The 2,637-nt window shown below is 31.9% G+C and carries 1 protein-coding gene; it reads right to left on the bottom strand.

The genetic code is table 11. The features are described 5' to 3' along the window. Nucleotides 1-156 precede the first annotated feature (156 nt). The coding region (locus DNC80_RS15570; RefSeq protein ID WP_220485266.1) for a hypothetical protein at nucleotides 157-2,637 on the bottom strand (2,481 nt) is incomplete at its 5' end.

Genomic DNA, 2,637 nt, shown 5'->3' with positions numbered 1-2,637 from the left:
ACTTATAAGTTAATTATTTCTTTTTAGCTGCGACTACTCGCCCGCCTTTCGCATACTTGAAGCCTTTTTTCAAGGTTCCGTTTTGCTTAACTCCTACTTTTGCTTTCGCTTTTTTAGTTGCCATGGTTGGTTTGGTTTAATGGTTTATAATTGTTTTTAAATTCTCTCTACTTCTTCGGTAAATAATTGAGGTTGATCTAATCTAGCTCCAGCAATATTGTAGTGCAAATCTTCTAGGGATTGATTTTGATATCTATTTTTGTCAGCATAGACATAATTTTCACTAAAATTTGGAAATTTTTCTACAAATAAAATAACATCACCATCAAATTGACTTGAAGAACCTCCTCTCATTTTTCCATCTGTAGTTAACTGATAGATAATGACAAACAACTTGCCATCATATTTTTTTCTAAATGTTTCGTCAAGTGTTATTCTGTTATTCCAAGACAGTAATTTACTAAAACTATCAATAATAATTACATCATTACGATTAATTAATTCATGAATATCATTTAATGAATTAATCTCTGGACTATCAACTGTTGCCTTTGCATTATCATCCCAAAATCGATCAGCTTTGTTTTCATATAATGCGCTTTCAGGATGTTCTTCAATAGATGCATGCCCTACTTTGTAATTTTTCGCAAAAGCATTGATTAATTGAAAAACGAAACTTGTTTTACCTGATCCTTGACCACCAGCAATTGTAATTGCGACACTCTCTTTTTTCTTTTTTTCAATTTGACCTAAAAATTTTGAAATATCATCGTTGTCAATTTTATAGTATTCATGTGATTTGTTTTTATTTTTCTGTTTCCTATAAGCAAGTGAATTTCTATTGACAGGTAAATTAACACTGTTACTTTGCTTTTCTTCTGATTTATTTAGCTCAGGCTCTTCTAGCTCTTCAATGATTGTGTTTTTTCTCGCCACAATTGGGATTACAGGGAAATTATCTACATATATTGTTTCAACTTGGTCATTAAAGACCAAGCCAAGTCCAGCAGCTACTTTTTTTTTTACGGCTTTCTTTTTTGTTACTGCTTTTCGAACTTTTACAACGTTTCCTGTATGCTCTTCAAATTTGTAACCTTTCAATAATCGACCTTGCTTGCTAATACCAGCGCACTTAACTCTATTTGTACAAACTAAAGGAACCGATAGTCCATAAAATGTAGGTTCTATAGTTTCTGTAGGCTTCGCTAGGTAATCTTCTAATTCTTTTTTGGCTTTGAATAATTCAGGAGATAAGCGATTATCTTTTGCATTTTCGTAAACTTTAGAGATTGATTTTAGTAAGTCTTCTACTTTTTTAATTTCAGGTTTTGTATTTTGAATTGCTATAAAGCGTTTCAATACTGGAATAGCAGGATTTACAGCCACATCAGTAACATAATTTTGAATTTTACCGTATAGTGCTTTATCGGTAAACTCAATGGTGTAAGGCTTTTTATCTGAGTTTGGTATATCTTCAAATAACGTTATTATTTTTTTATTACATTGGGTAAATAACTCAGCTGCTTCACTACTTTTTCTAACTTTACGTTCAACTGCAGCTTTGTTGAAAGCCATGTACAACAACTGTACAGTTCTAAATGGAACGCTTACTGTTTCTTTTTTAATAATATTCCAAAACCTACGGATTAGTAAAAATTCCGTGGATAGGTTGTCTACAATAGTCTTATTTACTACTTTTTCAACTTTTTTAGCACCTGGTAGTTTTTTCTCAGTTTTTGTATTTTCGTTGCTATCCCACAATACTTTTGCGCTTCCAGCTACTCTTATTTGATAATCAACATCAGGGTTTGGCTCAATAGAGTTTTTAAGTTTCTCAAGGTTTTCTATTGGGAAAATAGTAGCGTATAGTAAATTATCAACTTGTTTTCCTGCCCCTACAGCCTTGTAGCTTTTTTGATCTTTGAATTTTGCGTAGAGCATTACATTGCGAACTTCTGAAATTTGTTTTTCATAAGAGGTTGGTTTTTGATTACTTGCGTGCTTTTCGCAAAAATCAATAACTTCTTTTGGTAGGTTCTGGCGGAAGTACTTTATATCGCCTTTTGAATTTATATGCGCTATTGTTTCGTAGTCCTGATTAACTTCTTTTTTCTTGTTAGATACCACACTTACACCACCAGCGTTTGTAACTATAAGATCAAAATTTTCATTTTTTGATGGGTATGTTTTTTCTCTATTTATTTGGCTAGCTTTTTTTAACTCTCTTATTTTTAGAGCTTCTTTCATTGTGATTAGTAATGCATCATAACCTTTGGCTATTTTTTGAGCACTTGATCTTTCACTTTCAGCCCAAGTGTACGCAAGATTTTCATTTTCTATAAATGAAAATTCAGAAGTAAATGATCTTTTAGTTAAAAACTCACCTTCTTTATAAATTACTAAAGGAGATGTAGAGCCTGTTGGCGGTTTTTTACTTTCTAAACTATCATTAATCCCTTTCAAAAATAGATCTACAGTGTCCTTTATATCGGCATCATCATCGTAGAACTCCATAATTTCCTCAACATCCTTACGGGTGTTTAGTATTTTTTTTGGCATAGAAGCCCAGTCGATTGTATCTTTTTTGTCTAGGTAATTTTTAATTGTAATCATTGTGGTTTGGTTTAATGGTGATTT

Origin of the sequence: Flavobacterium sp. SOK18b, from assembly GCF_014156605.1 — a bacterium.
GTDB lineage: Bacteria > Bacteroidota > Bacteroidia > Flavobacteriales > Flavobacteriaceae > Flavobacterium > Flavobacterium tiangeerense.
This window is presented reverse-complemented; position numbering and strand designations above follow the sequence as displayed.